Source organism: Nostoc sp. CALU 546, from assembly GCF_048836525.1.
Genome location: NZ_JAWJTF010000115.1, coordinates 14,907 through 30,454 on the forward strand (window position 1 = coordinate 14,907; position 15,548 = coordinate 30,454).

The 15,548-nt window shown below is 39.1% G+C and carries 14 protein-coding genes; 8 read left to right on the forward strand and 6 right to left on the reverse strand.

What is annotated here, in order from left to right:
* Positions 1 to 284: 284 nt before the first annotated feature.
* Positions 285 to 1,877 (reverse strand): glycosyltransferase family 39 protein, encoded by a 1,593-nt coding sequence (locus tag RRG12_RS35835; RefSeq protein ID WP_420762504.1) that lies wholly within the window; start codon positions 1,875 to 1,877, stop codon positions 285 to 287.
* A gap of 913 nt (positions 1,878 to 2,790) precedes the next feature.
* On the opposite strand from RRG12_RS35835, the gene RRG12_RS35840 reads away from it, so the two are divergent.
* From RRG12_RS35840 to RRG12_RS35855, 4 genes are all read left to right on the forward strand, one after another.
* Positions 2,791 to 3,468 carry a class I SAM-dependent methyltransferase gene (locus tag RRG12_RS35840; RefSeq protein WP_069073649.1) on the forward strand — a complete coding sequence of 226 codons (678 nt, stop codon included), beginning with the start codon at positions 2,791 to 2,793 and terminating at the stop codon, positions 3,466 to 3,468.
* 96 nt (positions 3,469 to 3,564) lie between these two features.
* On the forward strand, positions 3,565 to 3,777 hold the full coding sequence (locus RRG12_RS35845; protein ID WP_420762505.1) for a hypothetical protein: 213 nt from the start codon (positions 3,565 to 3,567) through the stop codon (positions 3,775 to 3,777).
* Positions 3,778 to 3,855: 78 nt separating this feature from the next.
* Positions 3,856 to 4,650, forward strand: coding sequence for a molybdate ABC transporter substrate-binding protein (gene modA / locus RRG12_RS35850; protein ID WP_420762506.1), 795 nt, complete (start codon positions 3,856 to 3,858; stop codon positions 4,648 to 4,650).
* Between the two features lie 141 nt (positions 4,651 to 4,791).
* Positions 4,792 to 4,953, forward strand: coding sequence for a hypothetical protein (locus RRG12_RS35855; RefSeq protein WP_176727163.1), 162 nt, complete (start codon positions 4,792 to 4,794; stop codon positions 4,951 to 4,953).
* Between the two features lie 177 nt (positions 4,954 to 5,130).
* Here RRG12_RS35855 and RRG12_RS35860 read toward each other — a convergent pair whose 3' ends face one another.
* Both RRG12_RS35860 and sipA read right to left on the reverse strand, forming a co-directional pair.
* Entirely contained in the window at positions 5,131 to 5,688 is a 558-nt protein-coding gene (locus tag RRG12_RS35860) for a peroxiredoxin (protein ID WP_069073652.1), read from the reverse strand.
* 57 nt (positions 5,689 to 5,745) lie between these two features.
* Positions 5,746 to 5,988, reverse strand: coding sequence for a regulatory protein SipA (gene sipA, locus RRG12_RS35865; RefSeq protein ID WP_069073653.1), 243 nt, complete (start codon positions 5,986 to 5,988; stop codon positions 5,746 to 5,748).
* A 280-nt stretch (positions 5,989 to 6,268) separates the two neighbouring features.
* Here sipA and RRG12_RS35870 point away from each other — a divergent pair, with 280 nt between their 5' ends.
* The gene (locus RRG12_RS35870) at positions 6,269 to 6,451 is read left to right on the forward strand and encodes a hypothetical protein (protein ID WP_069073654.1); all 183 of its coding nucleotides are present in this window, start codon (positions 6,269 to 6,271) and stop codon (positions 6,449 to 6,451) included.
* Here RRG12_RS35870 and RRG12_RS35875 read toward each other — a convergent pair whose 3' ends face one another.
* Positions 6,452 to 6,949, reverse strand: coding sequence for a Spy/CpxP family protein refolding chaperone (locus tag RRG12_RS35875; protein WP_420762507.1), 498 nt, complete (start codon positions 6,947 to 6,949; stop codon positions 6,452 to 6,454).
* Between the two features lie 416 nt (positions 6,950 to 7,365).
* Between RRG12_RS35875 and RRG12_RS35880 the strand changes: the two genes are divergently transcribed.
* Together RRG12_RS35880 and RRG12_RS35885 are read left to right on the forward strand one after the other, a co-directional pair.
* Positions 7,366 to 8,631, forward strand: a complete 1,266-nt coding sequence (locus tag RRG12_RS35880) for a sensor histidine kinase (RefSeq protein WP_420762508.1) — start codon at positions 7,366 to 7,368, stop codon at positions 8,629 to 8,631.
* The gene (locus RRG12_RS35885; protein WP_420762512.1) at positions 8,631 to 9,293 is read left to right on the forward strand and encodes a response regulator; all 663 of its coding nucleotides are present in this window, start codon (positions 8,631 to 8,633) and stop codon (positions 9,291 to 9,293) included. The genes RRG12_RS35880 and RRG12_RS35885 overlap by 1 nt, the downstream gene beginning before the upstream one ends.
* A 142-nt stretch (positions 9,294 to 9,435) precedes the next feature.
* Here RRG12_RS35885 and RRG12_RS35890 read toward each other — a convergent pair whose 3' ends face one another.
* Entirely contained in the window at positions 9,436 to 11,652 is a 2,217-nt protein-coding gene (locus RRG12_RS35890; protein ID WP_420762509.1) for an FUSC family protein, read from the reverse strand.
* 117 nt (positions 11,653 to 11,769) lie between these two features.
* On the opposite strand from RRG12_RS35890, the gene RRG12_RS35895 reads away from it, so the two are divergent.
* On the forward strand, positions 11,770 to 12,546 hold the full coding sequence (locus tag RRG12_RS35895; protein WP_420762510.1) for a Uma2 family endonuclease: 777 nt from the start codon (positions 11,770 to 11,772) through the stop codon (positions 12,544 to 12,546).
* Positions 12,547 to 12,913: 367 nt separating this feature from the next.
* On the opposite strand, the gene RRG12_RS35900 is transcribed toward RRG12_RS35895, so the two are convergent.
* On the reverse strand, positions 12,914 to 15,061 hold the full coding sequence (locus tag RRG12_RS35900) for a hypothetical protein (RefSeq protein ID WP_420762511.1): 2,148 nt from the start codon (positions 15,059 to 15,061) through the stop codon (positions 12,914 to 12,916).
* Between the last annotated feature and the right edge of the window lie 487 nt (positions 15,062 to 15,548).

A 15,548-nucleotide genomic window follows, 5' to 3' on the forward strand; every position in this document is an offset into this window, starting at 1 on the left:
TTAATTTTTAACCTACGAGGGATATTCAAATACCAACTGTCTGCTTTTAGGTTCCACTTTGTAGTTTCTCAACCGGTAGATCCCGGATTTCTCACCACACCTCTTAAAGCCTGCGCTTGTGCAGGGGAGAAGTAAGAAGTAAGAAGTTTTTACTCATTACTCATTACTCATTACTCATTACTCATTACTCATTACTCATTACTCATTACTCATTACTTCTCTTCTGCTCCATCAAACGCCTTGAGCTTGTGAGAAATGCGAGTAGATGTGCCCGTATCCTTATTTTAGTTAGGTTTTGTTATTTTCCAGAGATAGTCGTTTACCTGCTGTAACTTTGAGTTATAAACTTTTTCAACTCCAGCCTTCAAGAACTCGGACGGCTCGTACAAGAACAAAAATATGTCACTAAAGCCATTAGTAATCTCTGGTAACTGATTTTTTCCTACGATTTGAAATCGCACCTTTGGATCAACTAAATAACTAAGTATTTGTATTGGTGGAACTAAGTTATTATCATCACTAATTAAAAGCGGTTTATTAGCTTGATTAGCAATGTTAGCAATTTTAGGATATTCTTGATATTTTTCCGGAAATTGGTTCCACCAAATCTTAGATTGAGAGTGGATTGTACAAGATATAATTCCGCCTATAATTACCATAAATGCTACAAATGACCAAAGCTTTTTTTGCCAAGCTTTAGTATAAATAGACGTGATCTTAGTGGTAAATAGGTAAGCAACAGCTAACTGTATACCTAAAACTGAAGGAAGTGTATATCTACTAGTAGCGTATCGCTTTTGAAAGACGAAATCCGTTATAAATAGGGGAAGCGCTACTGCTCCAATCAAAGTTAAGACAAATAACCAAACTTCTTTAGAGGTTCTTCGACAGAGAAAATAAATTGAGTAGCTTATTAGAGCTAAAATAATTAAAATAAAAGGAATTAAGACGAGCTTAAGTTTTCCTGGATCGCTAGGGCTAATACCTAAATCAATAAACGTGCGACTAAAGATACCAGCCCACCTTGCAGATGAAGCAAATAATGTTTGTTTAGTATTTGTCCAAGCTACTGCTTCTACCTGAGGGTTGTTAATAATAATCCAAATCCAAGGTACAAAAGTTATGAAGCCTGCAAGCGATGATAGCAGGTAATACATCAAAGTTTTACTCAATCGGAAACGTTCGATTGTAACTACATAAATTCCCTGTGCAAAAGCAACTAAGGTAAAAAATAGATGAGTATAAAACCCTACTGGTAATATTGCTGCATAAATGCACCAACTAACCTTTGTTTTAAGGCGCATCGCTCGCAGTAGTGCTGCACTTGATAATAAGATGATTACTATCAATAAAGTATATGATCGTGTTTCTTGTGCATATACGATATGAATAGGTGAAACGGCTACTAATCCGATAGCTACCCACCCTACTAGTGAAGACTCAAATAATTCTAAACATAGCCAATAAAGACAAGGAAAAGTCAGCAGACTAGTAAATACCGAAAAACTTCTCATCACTGCTACAGAATTGCCAAACCATTCTACCCAAAATCGGGTCATCAAAATGTATAGCGGCAAAATCTGAGAGTCTTCTAACATAATACCTTTGATTGTATCAATGGCGTTTTTTTCAGAATTAGGATACTGGTATTTATGTAAATCTTCTATGGTAAGTAAACGACCATTATTTAATTGCTCCTTCATTTCTGACTGCATATAGCCAGATGTGCGTAATGAGGAGAAAACCTCATCACCCCAATAAAGTTTTTGATCAATATTAACAAATCGAAAAAATACACCTATTACTACTAGGATTATGACTATAAAACGTAACCAAGATTTAGGAATCTTCCAGTTCTGTGACGATTGCTTTTTCATGTATTTTTCAATTTCCTCAAAGCCTTAGTAAACGTGGCAAAAATGTTATTGTTATCGCTAGATTCGATTGATTATTAAATACATGCATTTTAGTTCCAATGCTACTATCAGAAGTATTACAAGGGCTAAAAGTATTTTATTCTTAGAGGATGTTTGAAAAGTCATGATTGATGTATAAAATTTTTTTACCCCACCCTAGCCCTCCCCTTATAAAGGGGAGCCACTGCGTTGGGCGGCTTCGCCGACTTGAAGCATGTGGCGTGAGGGAACTGGATTTTATTGTTTACCCCCTTTATAAGGGGGTAATAGTTTGATTAAAATCACAACATACTACTTTTCAAACAACCTCTTATGCCATTCAACCGCCAACTCAGTTTGAGATTAACTCATAAATTACAAATTAATATTACCTAATGTATAAACTGAAATCACTAAATAAAACAACTTCTATCCATAATTTATAATAGGTTATTCATCAATTTTTCATAGCTTGTTGGTAATGCTAAAAGTAAACCTCTTACTATGTCTACAGAATTCAGTTAGAAGGATTTTGCACCTTTTAGCAAAACAATCCCATAATACATGCAATTGTTTATTTTTCATCCTATAGTATAAATTAATCAAGACATAAAATACTTGTGTTGAAAATAAAAATATTTCATAAAGTTTATATGAAAGTACTGTAAGTACGCATGTAAGTAGCGAAGATTCCCCAATTTCCGCATTTGAAGGTGAGTAATGAGTTATCCGGGACTGGGGACTGGGTACTGGGTACTGGGGACTAGGGAGGGGGACTGGGGAAGAAAATACCAGTAAGATTCGGTTGGGATCTGAATCCCCTTCAAATTTTCCCAATCCCCAGTACCCTATTCAAGAATTTCTTTCTTGACGTAGCAATTGATTAGTTCAATTTATGGATCAGAACGAACAACGAATTCTTCATTCATGGGTAGTGAATGCCAAACCGTGGACACGTATAGTTCGTGACAAGCTTCTTGAGAGCCGTGTTCTTGTCACAGATAGAGCGATTGTAGAAGCTGTAGTTGATTTTGAACCGAGAACGTTCTTGGATATCGGGTGTGGTGAAGGGTGGTTATGCCGTGAACTCTGGGATCGCGGGTTTAATGGCTGGGGAGTTGATGCCATTAGCAATCTAATCGAATCAGCACGGTGTATGGGCGATATCCGCTTTGTTGTATCTTCGTATTCGGATCTTCCGTCACAGAGATTTGGCAGTATTAATCAGTTCTCCTGCTTCATCTGCAACTTTTCCATTCTTGGGGAACGTGCTCTTGGTGAGATCGCTGAGGCGGGTCAGAGTATGTTGGAGTCTAAGGGCAAAATAATTATTCAAACACTTCATCCTCATCTTGTTTGTGGTGATTCCCCATATAAAAGTGGGTGGCGCGAAACTTCCTGGACAGGAGTCGGAGATGGGTCATGTCATCCTGCGCCCTGGTACTTCAGAACGGTTGAATCATGGATTGCTGAGTTCCATCTCAGGAACTACCAATTACTAAAGTTACTGGAGCCGTCTCACCCCATAAGCAAAAAACCAGCCTCAATTATATTTATCTTTGAACGACAGTAATCTTGAAAAGGCAGGAGGCAGGAAAATCCAGTAGTTTAAAATACGATAATTCAATACTACGGTAAGTTTATCGTTTTACAGTGCAATTATGTCCAGATGCGATCGCGTCCTTTGCACGATGATCCAGTCAAAGTTCAACAGCGAATTACCAACTATCTGGAAGAACAAAGCCGAGAAGTTGGAAGCAGTACCAGCGCTTTCATAAGCTACAGAGTGCTACGACAAGATTTCGTAGCCCGGTTTACCTATTCTGAGATTTGGAATGTGATTCACCCTTGTTGTTTTCTAGGTATAAATTTACCGATATAGTTGGTTAAAAGTTGGTACGTCTGGTACTATTTTACCTAGAATGAATTTTATGGAAGAAACTTCTTAAACGCCTTTTTCATGAAAAGAAGACAAATTTTTGGCTTTCTGGGTGTAGCGGTTGCTGGCTTGCTGCTAGCTATTGGTTTACCGTTAGTTACTCCTTCTCCTGTAATAGCACAGTCGAACACCAGCATACTTGTGTCCGCAGCCGCCAGTTTAAAAGATGCACTAGAAGAAATTAAGCCTTTGTACCAACAAAGTAAATCAAATATCAATATTACTTATAACTTTGGGGCTTCTGGTGCCTTGCAGCAACAAATTGAGCAAGGTGCGCCAGCGGATATTTTTATTTCTGCTGCTAAAAGACAAGTGGATGCTTTGGAAGAAAAAGGACTGCTGTTACCAGGTAGCCGTACTAACCTGGCAAATAACCGTCTAGTCTTGATTGTGGCTCAGGATGTTGTTGGCATTAGTAGCTTCTACAATTTAACAGATAGTAAGATTAGAAAAATTGCGATCGGTGAACCTAGAAGTGTGCCCGCCGGTCAATATGGGGAGCAAGTCTTAAAGAAATTGAACCTTTACGATCGGGTTAAGTCAAAATTGGTCTTTGCTAACAATGTGCGTCAAGTTTTAGCAGCTGTAGAAAGTGGTAACGCCGAAGCGGGTTTAGTTTATGCTACTGATGCCAGAATTTCCAACAAGGTAAAAGTAGTAGTCGCTGCGGATGATAAGTTTCACTCACCAATTGTCTATCCGGTAGCAATAATTAAAAGTAGCAAAAATGCTTCTGCTGCCAAGGAATTTGTCCAGTTTCTATCTGATAATCCAGCTAAAAATGTACTCAAAAAATATGGGTTTATTGTGCGTTAAAGGAATAAAAAATGAGATTAATGAGATTAATGTCTGTTTAAAAGGCTTGTAAACACTGAGCTTTATAACTTTTGGTTGATGAGATTGGCAAGTAATCAGACGAAAATTTTCCTAGACTTTCAAAAATATCAGGGAAAAAGTATGTCTAGGATTAAAATTACTAACTTGCAACCTAAAAATCAAGTTGAACAATGGGAACTATCTGAGGCAGATATAACCGCAGTTATGGGAGGACTTGAAGTTAAACTTCTCGGTAATAGCATTGTAGATGCGACATTCGGGGGCTTTAGATTGACGCTTTAAATTTGGCAGCCATACTAAGAAAAGCCCAAAAGCTTTTATGGCCTCGTTCCCAGCCTCCAGGCTGGGAATTCTGAGAGGCTTTGCCTCTGGTTAAACCACTGGAGGCGGCAGCTAGGAGGACTACATCTTAACTTAGTACCGATTCGGGCTTCAGTCCCAAGTCTTGTTAATTTAGGTCTAAGAAGCTGCGGATTGTAATTTTTCTAGTCGTGCCAGCACTTCTGAACTGTGAATGGTTGGGTTGACTTTGACAAAAGTCTCGCGCAAGACACCTTGAGGATCGATGATAAAACTGTGGCGCATAGATAAAAAGCCAAGCCACGAACCGTAAGCTTTACTCACTGAACCATCAGTGTCAGCCAACAGGGGAAATTTTAGTCCCTCTGAATCACAAAATTGGGCGTGAGAATCAATGTCATCAGCACTTACACCAATAATTTGGGTATTTTTTTCGAGGTATTGGGGTAAGTCTTGCTGAAAACGACGAGCCTCTATAGTACAACCAGAGGTGAAGTCTTTAGGATAAAAGTACAGGACTAGCCACTTACCGCGTAAATCAGAGAGGGATATTTTGCCATCACCTGTATTAGTTGGCAAAGTAAACTCTGGTGCAGGTTGATTAATTGCCGGAAGTTTACCACCCATAGCATCAGCAGCAGGGGTAAAATTCAGCCAGCTGATGAGAGAAATACAGCTGGCAAATAATATGCTTAAAAAAGTGCGGCGGGAAATCATGGTGCAAACCAAAATCACAACTTTACACAAGTTTACAATTGTTGGTTGCGAGAAATCTTATTCTAAGTGAGATTCGGGAGGGCTATCTGTGCTTTCGATGTATTGACTATCTAGAAGAAAGGCTCCCCTAGTAAAGCGAATACCCCAATATCCACCCGGTCTGCGGTCAATGACTATACCCTCTTCGCCAATGTGAATTACATTAGGTGGGCGCAGCATGGGCATCGGTTCAGCAGTTTTGACGTAGGCTGGTAGTGCCACAACACGGACTTTACTACCAATTGCGAATTCTTTAGACATTTTAATCAAGCTAGTTTTGAATTAACTCATAACTCAAAACTATCTTGAAAGTCTAGTGACAATTAGTCGGAGGACTGTCGTCAACTCACGCGTAATTCATCTCATTACTTCCACTTCGCGGTAAGTGAGAGGCTTCTTGCTGGTTTAGCTAAATTGGGCATGGGGGGTTAGGTTTTCCAGATGACGTGAAACGTCAGGGGAATAAATAGGGAAAGGGAAAGGAGAAAAACTTCATCCCCTTTCCCATCTTCTGCAAGAAGTCTTTTAATAATTTTTAACTATGGAAAACAATACCTGGACATCAGTCAAGGGCAAGTGCCAAAGTAATTTTGGTTTCCAAGTGCCTGGGAGAGTGACAACTTCGTTAGTATGCTTGCCAGAGTCTATCCCAGGTAAATTTTTGTTTGGTATGAGATGGACTGCACTGCCCACCCCAGAATTATTAACTATTTTTGAAAGATGATTATTGGGGATTGCCTTGTTGACGGCGGGAAGGAGCGTTTTGACGGAATTGCTCTAGTTTTTGGCGCTGTTCTGGGGTGAAGACTGCTTGAATCTGTTGTTTTTCAGACTCGCGGATTTGTCGCATTTGGGTTTTCTGTGCTTCAGTCAGATTTAATTCAGCAAAACCACCCTTTCCTCGACGTTGGCCGGGTTGGCGTTGACCTTGACCTGCTTGGCGTTGAGCCTGACGCGCTTGTTTCGCCGCCTCTAATTTTGCCTTTTGTTCTGGGGTCAAAACTGCTTCAAATTTGGCGCGGCTATCGCGGCGAATTGCCTGGATTTGGGTTTTTTGGGCATCTGTTAGACCCAATTCTTTCCAAGGGCCCCTTTGTTTTTGTGGAGTTTGTGCGAGTTGCAGGGATAAAGGAGAGGCTGTTTGGGCGTTAACAGCAAATGAGGTTGCAGTTAAAGTTAGAGCGATCGCTCCAGCGACTAGCGATAATGCTTTGAGTTTCATTACTTTTCTTGTGGGTTTTTCCTGGTTGGATGCCACCATCATAAGAATTTATCTTCAGTAGTTACATGAGGAGAAAGTCATGGATCTACCCGTGACTTTAGTCATGATTGAATTTTGACAAAGATGATTGACAATAAATAGTTAGGAGTTAGGAGTTAGGAATTAGGAGTTAGAAATAATGAAGATTTTGATTATGATCAATTTATTAAGTCATTATTTAGCTTATTAATTAATGGGTTTCATCTGGCAATTACTCTTAATTACTCATTCTGCGAAAAGCTAAAGTTGGTTCCAATGCTGCTCAACTCTTCAGAACTCCTAACTTATAACTTATAACTTATAACTCCTAACTCCTAACTCCTAACTCCTAACTTATAACTCCTAACTTATAACTTATAACTGGAGCAACGCGATTGATGAGTCCTCCGATTCAAATTAAAAAACACCCTTTTCCATCTCTGCTTTATCTAGAGTGGACACTATTGGCGATTACTGCTTTGATAGCAGTTATACCACCTCCATTACGGCGTTCTCGTCCTAGACTTCAAGAACTATCAATTTGTGGTGTATTTCCAGACTTGTCTGTTTGTGGCATATTGCCAGAACTGTCAATTTATAGTTTGATTGCTTTTGCATTAATGGGCTTAAAATTACCCAGAAATAGCCAGACAGCTAAGATAATTTACACAGTAGTTGAAATTTTATTGATTTTAATGATAGGGCTTTTTGGCGAGAGATTTGCACGCCTTTTTCCCTTTCTCTACATAATTTTAGTTACTCGTAGTTGTCTAATTTTTCAACTGCCTGGGCGTTTACTCATTACAGCTTTATCATTTACATTATTCCTAGTTACTACACAACTCAAATATCAGCTATTCAATTTTCAAGCATCACCACAGGCGCAAGAACGCTTTCGATTTCTGAGCTTGAATTGGTCGCTGGTATTTGGCTTGAGTTTAGTTTTTGTGTTGTTGATGATGAATGCAGTGTTATCTGAACGGCACAGTCGAGAAAAGCTAGCGATCGCTAACGAAAAACTCCGTCAATATGCCCTACGAATTGAAAATCAAGCTACCTTAGAAGAACGTAACCGTATTGCTCGTGAAATTCATGATTCATTAGGACATTCTCTGACTGCTTTAAATCTACAATTAGAAACTGCTTTAAAATTGTGGCAATCTAACCCAGGGAAGGCTGAAACATTTCTAGCAACAGCGAAGGAATTAGGCTCAAAAGCGCTAAATGATGTCCGTCAATCTGTTTCTACTATGCGTTCTAATCCTTTACAGGAACAGTCTTTAGAGCGTGCAATCGCTAGTCTTTCAGAAAATTTTCATCGCTCTAATGGCATTTTACCAATTTATCAAATAAATATTGAATATTCTCTACCGCCTGAAATCAATACCGCTATTTATCGGATTACTCAAGAATCTTTTACAAATATATCTAAATATGCTTATGCGACTGAGGTTAAATTGGAACTCACTACGACAAGAGGTAATTTACGATTGACAATTGAGGATAATGGTAGAGGTTTTGATGTCAGGCAAAATACTACTGGTTTTGGGCTTCATAGTATGCGCGATCGCACTTTAGCAATTGGAGGTGAGTTTAATATTAATAGCGCTCTTGGTTCTGGTTGCAAAATTACAGTTGATATTCCCTTAACGAGGTTGAAATGATGATTAAAGTGTTGCTGGTAGATGACCAAAGTTTAATTCGTCAAGGATTAAGAGCTTTATTGGAACTAGAACCAGATTTAGAGATAGTAGGAGAAGCAGAAAATGGTGAACAGGCGATTAATTTGGTTGCAGAATTTCAGCCAGATGTAATATTACTGGATATCAGAATGCCGATTATGGATGGAGTTGCAGCCACGCGAGAGATTCAAAAACGTTTTGTCAAAACTAAGATTTTAGTACTGACGACTTTTGATGATGATGAATATGTATCAGCTGCATTGCAAAATGGGGCAATGGGTTATTTATTGAAAGATACACCCTCTGAGGAATTAGCTGTTGCGATTCGTGCAGTTCACAAAGGATATACTCAATTAGGCCCAGGTATAGTTAAAAAGCTGTTGACTCAGTTTTCTAATGGTACACCAACGCAGTCACCGCCAGTACCATCTAGTTTAACTGAACTTACCCCTAGAGAAAAAGAGGTTTTGCGACTAATTGCTACAGGTGCTAGTAACCGAGAAATTGCTCAGGAACTCTACATTTCTGAGGGTACGGTAAAAAATCATGTTACGAATATTTTAAACAGGTTAAATTTGCGCGATCGCACTCAAGCTGCAATTTGGGCAAATACCTATTTATCCTATTTAAATGAGCCAAGTTAAATAATTCGTAATTCTTTACCAAGCTACTTATACCGCCCGCCGATTTAGTTATTAGTCATTAGTCAATCGCTCTTGCTTAATTTTACAGATATAGCCTTCTGCCTCCTGCCTCCTGCCTCCTGCCTCCTGCCTCCTGCCTCCTTCAATTAATTGAGTTTAACCGTACCATCGCTGAGTGCATAGCAGTCAACCGCCGAACAATCTGGTCAATCTCTAAATCTAATATGCTGTAATCAATGACTGCCTGACGGATAGGTGTATGTCCTTGATTGACATCTAGCTCTTGTATCCGGGCTGTACGCAGTGCTTGCAGGTGCGGTTGGATTTTTCGCAGCGTTGCTTCTAAGTCAGGTAAAGGCGGTGGGGTAATTTCCTGCTGTACTGAATCAGCTAACTGCTCTAACAGTAGCGAAATTTGGCGGACAAAGGTTTCTAATTCTGGGAGTGGCACTGTTCCTCGAAAATGTTCGAGATGTACTGCCAAAACTGTCACAGCGTTAGTAAAACGCCCCATGTACACCAGCAGTGTCATTACTGGTTCTACTAATTCTTTGTGCATTTGGGGTTCGCGTAGCAATCCTTGGAAGGAGGCTTGAGCATTGCCGATTGCCAGTCCAGTTTGTCGCCGTTGACTGATAATTGTAGAGTCAGGCTCTTTTGTCCCCTGATAAACAGCCATCACATCCCGAAAGTAGTTGTGACATTCTCGTAGTGCAGTGGCGAGTTGACTGGGTAAGCGATCGCGTTCTCGATTTGGCAATATAAAATAATGACTCGCAAAAGCTAGTCCCGCCCCAATTAATGTATTCAATACGCGAAAACCAGCAAATTCCCAACCAATGGGATGACCAATGTCAATAATTAGTAAGACAAATATTGACAAAAAAACCACTGAATAGGCATAGTTGACAGTGATTAGGGAAATGCCAAAAAAGACTGTCAGCAAAATGATGATGTCCAATACAGGCTTACTGGTGATAGTTGCAACTATAACAGCGGCTAATACAGCTCCCAAGATTGTCCCGCCAACTCGCTGGAAAAACCGCTGAAAAGTTGCACCCAAGTTCGGTTTGAGGACTAGCATGATTGTCAGTGTCACCCAATACCCCATTGGTAAATTGGTAATGCTGTATAGAATTACGCCTACAGTTAGACTCACAGCTATGCGGAGAGCATGGCGAAAGATTGCTGAGTCGAAGGTGAAGTTTTCTTGGAGTAAACTTAAGAGCGATCGCTGTTCGTCTTCAACTAACAGAAGTCTATCTACATCTCGGCGATTCTTTTTGCTGTGATCTGCCAGAGATTTCGCTGTCTGAGCCGTGTATTGCAATTGCTTGATCAGCTTTTCGATCATCAGCACTAGGTTAGTGAAAGCAACGAGAGTTGTGTAGTCTGTCTCACTCCCAGCAATTGCTTTTCTTTGCAGACTTTCTTGTTCCTTCAGTGCCTCACAGATACGCTTGAGATTTCCGAGATCGATGCTGGCAGATTTGCCAGAGATGACTTTTGCTATGGCTTGGAGAATGACTGATATTTGTTCGAGTGCATCGTCTACTAATTGCTGGACTGCTTGATATTGATGTTGTTGGAAGTGAGTTTCAAGTAATTCGGTTAAGGCGATAACTGAACCAAGTAAGCGATCGCCATCCTGAATTAGCACTAACAATTGCTCATCCATCCAACTCCGCGCTGGCTGTCCAATTCTGACAGTACCTAAAGTAGTCCGTGCTGTCTCTAATGCCTGTCTAATTTCGAGAATCTTTTCAGATGTTGCTACTTTACCTATAAATGCCTGAATGTAGTTAGCTAACGCATTTAAGGAATTAGCCAAAGCTAACCGTAGTGGATCATAAGGTCTAAAGGGCCACATTACCAAAGAAAGTAGCATCGCCCATCCACCTGCAATTAGACATAGCAGCGATCGCATGAGTGCAGTTTCCAAGTTTCCTGATTGTGCGATCGTGGTAACAAATGATATCCCTAGCACCAGTCCGACATTTGCACCAGCATTACCGTACAGCGACGCAAAACCGGAAGCAAGTCCCCAGAGAAATGTCAGCACCACAGCTAGCGCTGGAACTCTAGCGACTATAGTACCCACAAATACTGAAACAGCCATTCCCAAAGTAGCCGCCGCCATCGCCTTAGCTTTGATCTGGTAAGGGCCACCAACATTCGCAAAGTTGACAAAATAAGCCATTAAACCGACAAATAATCCGCTTTCCCTTTGGTTGATGAGTTGCCCAATTAGCATGGGAACCCCTAACGCTAAAGCCGCTCGTAAGCCGTTAGATATTGCTGGCTTTCCTGGCTCTGACTGGATCAGAATCTTGAGTAAATTACTTCGATTCAACTGCATTGTTTTTGTTAACAAAACAAAATTTTTATCTGGATTTTCTTAATATTTTGATATATTCAGATTTATTTTAATTTATAGTAGATACGTGAAGATCGAAAATAAATTCATGCTGTATTTATGGCAACCCAACTAAGCCAAGCCAAATCACCAACAGAACTGGTAATCACTTGGGAAGCCTTACCCAAAGATTTTCAACTAGAGGATGAACCAGTGGAGAATACCGGTCAGCCACTTTTGGCTGGTGCTTTGCGTGAAAGCCTAGAAATCAGTGGATTCATCCAACCGCAGATGTTGATAGCTTCAAACTTTGGTCTTTGTGCGACAGTCAACGGGCAATTTATTGCCAAAGCACCAGACTGGGTTTATGTGCCGTTGGTTAATGAAGTTGTGGGTAATCGCAAAAGTTATACACCCAACTTAGAAGGAGATATCCCTGCGATCGCTATCGAATTTCTATCTGATACTGAGGGTGGAGAATATTCGGTAAAGCGAACCTATCCACCAGGAAAATGGTTTTTCTACGAGCAAATTTTACAGATTCCCATCTACATAATTTTTGAACCTTATGGCGGTTTATTAGAATATTATCAACTGGAAAATAAGCGCTATGAGTTAAAGCAACCTGACGAAAATGGTCGTCATTGGATTGATGTAATGGGCTTATTTTTAGGAACTTGGCAAGGAACAAAAGAAGGACGAACTGGCTATTGGTTACGCTGGTGGGATCGAGATGGTAATTTGTTACCGTGGGCTGTAGAACAGATTGAACAAGAACGTCAACGTGCTGAACAAGAACGTCAACGCGCTAAACAAGAACGTCAACAAAAAGAACGACTGATTGCTTATTTGCAATCTCAAGGTATTGACCCGAATAACTTACCCCCGTTCTCTTAGAGGCAATTCATGCCTCTAAGAGAATCATCAAATTGTGCAAAATAAACTATAGGACTAATATTTGATTTCTGAAAAAACTCAGTACAACTAAGAAGCCTTCTTTCCTGTTGCCTGTTGCCTGTTGCAAATCAAAGCGGATTCCTATAGTTTGCTATAGCAATCATGAATTATGTGATGTCTGTCAAATCACCCATAATAAACTGCTTGTAGTGGGGACTTCAGTCCCCAAAGCCAGGACTAAAGTCCTTATATTACTACGAGCATTTTTTATCCAGCTTGATTAACATGATATTCCCCGACTTGTTTGAGAAGTCGGGGATATTAGGATTGTCACAGAAATCCTAAATCATTTCTGACTAGATATTCATCAATCTGAGAATATGTTTTTGAGTTTAACGATAACATCCGAGTTAGTTTCTTTCCAGTCTTCCCATGCATTTTGAATAGCTTTTTTTTGTTCTTGGGTTAACTGCCAAGAAAGTGGAGGATTAGTTGTATCACTAGGGAATTTAATGGGAATATGCATAATTTCTACTCCTTTCTGACAAGATTTGTCTTTCAAAAATTGCTGCAATTTTTCCTGCTCATCATGCTTGTATCCACATTTATACTTGTCTGTCAAGAGTTTGATATTTAATGCGTTACCTTCGTTCTGCGTAGAACTACGAACATTTAATAAAGCAAGCAATGAACCAATGACTTCCATCTGCCATCCGGGAGCGCCTTTTTCTTCTTGGACATTTTCATTATCAGGAAAAGCATTTATTTGGATTAAAATAACCTTTTTTATTTGGTTACATCGCTCAGATTCTAGTAGATTATCAAGTAGGTCTACGCTAGTACCAATACCAAAATTGTCGAAATAACCACCATCACCTATATGATAATTCCATTTAGTTTCTTGACTAGGACGACACACAGGAGATATATAAGGGAAAGTAGCAGATAATCTAGCGGCTGTTGTCACATCAATATCATATTCTGGATAGAGAGTATTAAAGTCTATAGACTTGCAATCCTCGTGCTTACTAAAAGTCATTGGACTAACTAGAAAACGCCGTCCATCTTCAACTAAAGTCGCATTAAAAATAGGAATAGGAATAATTCCTTGGTCTATTTTATCGCTCCAACTACCTAAAGTTGCATTGGGATTTTTCATTTCCCCTTTCCAATCTATTTCGATAGCTGTACCACGGTCTTGCTCAGTTGCAGTACTATGCTCTTGCGCTTTTGGTACAACAAAAGGTAAACCAATGAAACGAAGTAAATCTGGATAAGCTAATCCCCAACCTGTAGCGTCTAAACTATCTTCTGTAGCACTTTTAAAAATCTGTTTTAATTGATTGTCTTCTGGATAACCTTGCTCTCCAAATCTATCCAAATAAAACATTGTTCCGACAGAACCACCAGAAACCGAGCTTATCCAACCAATAGCTTTGGTAAATTCAGATCCAAGTTCTTCTTGTAAACCAGTCAAAACTTTAGTTGTCCATCCAGATGCTTGAATACCTCCACCACTTGCACAAACCACCACTAAAGTTTTATCTTCACTTTGTTGATTATTCAGTCGTTGACAGATAACATTAATCCACTTTTCTTCTGTCGGTTTTAACCAGATTTTGTTTAAGAACATTTTGTAAAAATGATCTACTTTAAAAATAGTATAAGAAGCAGATGAAATGACTAAAAATAATAGTAATGTGGGAACGCGAGATACATCATTAAAAAAAGAAATTCCTCCTATCCACACTACCATGATTGATAAAATAAGAGTAATATAGAAAAGAGCAGGAACTTCAAATCTATTATTAATTGGGCGAGGTTTAAAAATAAAATAACCTAACCCATAAAGAATTAAGAGAAAGATAGAAAATACTACTATCTCAGCAATCCCATAAGATAGATCACCACTTTCATCGATATAACCTCTTTGTATTCTTCCTGGTAAAAAAGAAATTATTTTCAACAATACCTGTTCTAAAAGTTGATTGAATTTAAAAAATATCTTGGCAAAGTGAGTTGTTATTATCAGGAAAGCTCCTGCAACAACGCCAAATATAATTCCCCAGCCTTCCCAGCCATGATCTCCTTCTTTTATTTCTTTCTTGGAAAGCTGAGTTGCCTTTATGGCAATAGGAAGACTTAAAACAATAGCGATTAAATATTGGAGAAATTCTGGAATTCCTTGGTGCTGAGGTACATCAAAACGAAGATGGGAATTATACAAAATGATATCGAAAACTTCTATCGTAGCTAGTCCTGCTAAAACTGCACCTCCAATCACTAAAACCAATTGATTATTAGCACGAAGTATAAACAAGTTTTTTAGCATCGCTGATAAACCAGTATTAACTGAAATTGTTGGCAATAACAATAACAATAAGCCAACAATTATAGGTACTCGAAGAAAGAAAATATATTGCAATACGTTGTAGAAGTTTTGTAGCATTAAACCCAGGAATGCCAGTCCCACCCACAATAAAATACCGTTAAAAACCTGTTGTTTTTTCTTCATGACAAATTTCTGTAAATATACAAAGAGTTAATTATTCATATTGGCTTATATCTTGCACCCAGCTTTAAATTAAACGAGAGTGAAAGTCATCAATCTACAAGTTGTTTTACTTCCCTCAATAACAGTTAATATTAGAGGAACACGATATAAGCCAATAAAGTTTGATACACAAGAACATATCAAAATTCCGCAAAATATATTATAAAGTTATATTTAGTTAAGTTTTAAGTAGTAATTAATATAGGAATCCGATTTGATTTCTGAACGAATTTGCGTAGACAGGCAATAGGCAATAGGCAATAGGCAACAGGAAAGAGGGCTTCTCAATACTTGTCGGTTAAGGGGAAAAGAGGAAGGTGGGGCCCCCTCTGGGGATAAGGGGAAGGGGTAAGGGGAAAGAAAAAACCTTTAACCTTTTCCCAAAACCCAATTCCGAGTTAAAAATCCTTAACCGAGCAGTATTGGAGGGCTTCTTAGTTGTACTGAG

Coding starts and splice junctions, on each gene's coding strand:
- RRG12_RS35835 (WP_420762504.1), bottom strand. CDS start 1,877: ATGAAAAAGCAATCGTCACAGAACTGGAAGATTCCTAAATCTTGGTTA.
- RRG12_RS35895 (WP_420762510.1), top strand. CDS start 11,770: ATGGCAACCCAACTAAGCCAAGCCAAATCACCAACAGAACTGGTAATC.
- RRG12_RS35845 (WP_420762505.1), top strand. CDS start 3,565: ATGCGATCGCGTCCTTTGCACGATGATCCAGTCAAAGTTCAACAGCGA.
- RRG12_RS35860 (WP_069073652.1), bottom strand. CDS start 5,688: ATGATTTCCCGCCGCACTTTTTTAAGCATATTATTTGCCAGCTGTATT.
- RRG12_RS35900 (WP_420762511.1), bottom strand. CDS start 15,061: ATGAAGAAAAAACAACAGGTTTTTAACGGTATTTTATTGTGGGTGGGA.
- modA (WP_420762506.1), top strand. CDS start 3,856: ATGAAAAGAAGACAAATTTTTGGCTTTCTGGGTGTAGCGGTTGCTGGC.
- RRG12_RS35870 (WP_069073654.1), top strand. CDS start 6,269: ATGGAAAACAATACCTGGACATCAGTCAAGGGCAAGTGCCAAAGTAAT.
- RRG12_RS35875 (WP_420762507.1), bottom strand. CDS start 6,949: ATGAAACTCAAAGCATTATCGCTAGTCGCTGGAGCGATCGCTCTAACT.
- sipA (WP_069073653.1), bottom strand. CDS start 5,988: ATGTCTAAAGAATTCGCAATTGGTAGTAAAGTCCGTGTTGTGGCACTA.
- RRG12_RS35890 (WP_420762509.1), bottom strand. CDS start 11,652: ATGCAGTTGAATCGAAGTAATTTACTCAAGATTCTGATCCAGTCAGAG.
- RRG12_RS35885 (WP_420762512.1), top strand. CDS start 8,631: ATGATTAAAGTGTTGCTGGTAGATGACCAAAGTTTAATTCGTCAAGGA.
- RRG12_RS35880 (WP_420762508.1), top strand. CDS start 7,366: ATGAGTCCTCCGATTCAAATTAAAAAACACCCTTTTCCATCTCTGCTT.
- RRG12_RS35855 (WP_176727163.1), top strand. CDS start 4,792: ATGTCTAGGATTAAAATTACTAACTTGCAACCTAAAAATCAAGTTGAA.
- RRG12_RS35840 (WP_069073649.1), top strand. CDS start 2,791: ATGGATCAGAACGAACAACGAATTCTTCATTCATGGGTAGTGAATGCC.